The organism is Mycobacterium sp. (genome assembly GCF_050701675.1).
Classification (GTDB): domain Bacteria; phylum Actinomycetota; class Actinomycetes; order Mycobacteriales; family Mycobacteriaceae; genus Mycobacterium.
In genome coordinates this window covers 1-2,368 of sequence record NZ_JBOGDD010001125.1, presented here as the reverse complement: position 1 = coordinate 2,368, position 2,368 = coordinate 1, and the positions used below count along the sequence as shown (strand labels likewise).

The window sequence follows — 2,368 nt, the reverse complement described above, 5'->3', positions numbered from 1 at the left end:
GAACCGGCGCACGCCACGACCCGGCTGTTCACCGCGGGTGATCCCCGCATCGATGCGGCCGTCGGCGACCGCGGGGGAGATCTCCGGTGTCGCCATCGGGACCGCGCCGACCTCGAGACCCGGGCTGCTGCGAATGAGCCTGTCCACCAGGGCCGGTACCGTCTCGGCCCCGGCGCTGAGGCTGTATCCGATGCGGAGCGTGCCCAGTTCACCAGCCCCAGCGCTCCGGGCGGTGTCCCATGCCCGGTCCAGCGCCGCCAGCGCGGGCGGCGCGGACTCCGCCAAAGCCGCACCGGCCGTGGTCAATACGACGCTGCGCGTGTTGCGAACCAGCAGGCTCGTACCGAGTTCCGCCTCCAGTCGGCGCATCCGCGCACTTAGTGCGGGCTGCGCGATACCGATCCGTGCGGCCGCGCGGGTGAAGTTCAACTCCTGCGCCAGCACCAGAAAGTACCGCAGGCTCACCGTGTCCGGCGCCACATGCCCTCCCTGCCGATTGATAACGATACGTTCTGAGTCTATCGCGTTACGGTCTTTCCCTCGACCACACATCAACCCCTAACCTGCGCATATGAAGATTCAACCGACCGCGGTAGATGCAGGAGACAGTCATGCATAAGACACTGGTCCTATATCCCGAGCCCGCCGACCCTGACCACTTCCGCGACTACTACGTGAACAACCACCTTCCGCTGGTCATGAATTGGCCCGGCCTGCTTGCGTGGCGCTACAGCTTCGACGTGGCGGCGACCAAGGGAGTAGCGCCGTATTTCGCGGTCTTCGAAGCCGACTTCGCTGACGCCGCCGCCTTGGCTGCGGCGCGGGCATCGCCGCAAGGCCAGCGGCTGGCCGCCGATGTCGTCAACTACGCCACCGGCGGTGTGGTCGTCATCGACTATCCGGTGCAGGACGGCACCAGCTGAGGCAGACGGCACGCTCCGAGACGAGTTCGAAGCTTGCGTCGAAGCGCTTCGGCCAAATCGACCCAACACGGCGGGTGAAGGGGGCCGCTCAGAACACCCATGGTTCATCAGATGAAGACGGCGTACTTTACCGGTAAAGCCGCATTTTCGATTCCGTCGTATTCGGGCGGGATCGGCGGGGTCTGTAGGGAGAGCCGCGACTCTCAGCGAGCCGGCGCGCACGAAAGTGGGCTGACAGCGCTGACCTATCGCAGAACCCTGACTTTTCGCCGCCGTCACGGTTTGCTGAGCCGGTGACCTCGGCGTGCGCGGCTTGCGCCGCTTCGTTTGAGAGCAGTTCGGGCGACGAGGTGCCCGCACATGCCCTGGATTCCACCGCCTGGCGACGGTGACGATGAGCAGAGGTACGGGCTTCGGCGCCAGGAACTGGTCATGCTGGACCTGACCGACTTCGGGCCCAATCCGCACGTGCCGAGTTACCAGGACTACGCAGCGATGACCGTGCGGTGGCCCATGGGCACGACGGGTCCGGACCGGGGCGGCGGACTGTGCTGACCGTTCGCGAGTTTCCCTGGGTACCCGAGCTGTTGCATTACTGGTGCACCGAGGGCCGAGAGATGTTCAGCACCGCGGACCGCTCCCAGCACCAGCCCAGAGTTGCGCGCCCGCAGGCGCGTCCCACCCCACGCCGAGACGTTCCAGTACTCCGGGCCGGACGGAGTCGATCACCACGTCGGCGGTCTCGGCCAGCCGCAAGAACGTGTCGGCGCCCGCGAGATGGCTGAGCCACGGTCGACTCGGCGCGCTTGACCTCGCCGTGCTCCCCCGTGCACGGATTGCCGTCGCGGGCCGGAAGACCGGGGTGGTTCGGACCACTACCGTGCAATACATCCCCAGGGGTGACACCATGTTGCTGGTCGGATCCAACTGGGGTCGCGCACAGCACCCCGACTGGTCAACCAATCTCATGGCCGCCGAACAGATCACAGTGCGTTCACGCGATGCGTCCTTCACCGTCGAGGTGGAACTGCTCAACGGGTCCGAACGCGCCGCAGCGTGGGCGCACGTGATAGCGCATTGGCCGAATTACCAGGTTGCCCGGAATCTGTCCCCTGATCGTCAGTTTCGACTGTTCTCCCTCACCCCCCGACGGTGGGAGCACCACAGCAGCGGCGACTCGGAGAACTCGGAAGTACATCGCCACCCGTCACGGTAGGACGGGGGCCTGCTCTGCAGTGCTGGCCGGTGATACCGAGTGGCATGTCGCATCTGGTCCGCCGCGCTGCGGGAATCGGCGCGCGCCGGGCTCCAGCGGCAGTTGCAGGCCGTTGGCGAGGTAGCTGATCATTCGGTAGGTGCCGGCCAGCATGAGCAATTCCAGGATCGCCTCGTCGCTGTGACGGTTCCGCAGTTGTGTCCATAGGACGTCGTCGACGGTGCAGTGC

4 protein-coding genes and 1 pseudogene are annotated in these 2,368 nt (G+C 66.0%); 3 read left to right on the top strand and 2 right to left on the bottom strand.

All coding sequences use genetic code 11. The features are described 5' to 3' along the window. On the bottom strand, positions 1-480 hold a 480-nt coding region (locus ACRDUX_RS34855; protein ID WP_526421086.1), incomplete at its 3' end, for a LysR family transcriptional regulator. Between the two features lie 131 nt (positions 481-611). On the opposite strand from ACRDUX_RS34855, the gene ACRDUX_RS34850 reads away from it, so the two are divergent. The 3 genes and pseudogenes from ACRDUX_RS34850 (at position 612) to ACRDUX_RS34840 (ending at position 2,139) form a co-directional block, all read left to right on the top strand. Further along, positions 612-923 carry an EthD family reductase gene (locus ACRDUX_RS34850; RefSeq protein WP_526421084.1) on the top strand — a complete coding sequence of 104 codons (312 nt, stop codon included), beginning with the start codon at positions 612-614 and terminating at the stop codon, positions 921-923. A gap of 405 nt (positions 924-1,328) precedes the next feature. After that, a pseudogene (locus ACRDUX_RS34845) lies at positions 1,329-1,564 on the top strand (tyrosine-type recombinase/integrase); the annotation flags it as partial. Further along, positions 1,522-2,139, top strand: coding sequence for a nitroreductase family deazaflavin-dependent oxidoreductase (locus tag ACRDUX_RS34840; RefSeq protein ID WP_526421082.1), 618 nt, complete (start codon positions 1,522-1,524; stop codon positions 2,137-2,139). The pseudogene ACRDUX_RS34845 and the gene ACRDUX_RS34840, both read left to right, overlap by 43 nt. Here ACRDUX_RS34840 and ACRDUX_RS34835 read toward each other — a convergent pair. Next, a partial coding sequence (locus ACRDUX_RS34835; protein WP_526421080.1) for a carboxymuconolactone decarboxylase family protein occupies positions 2,131-2,368 on the bottom strand: 238 nt, incomplete at its 5' end. The two genes, ACRDUX_RS34840 and ACRDUX_RS34835, sit on opposite strands and share 9 nt — an antisense overlap.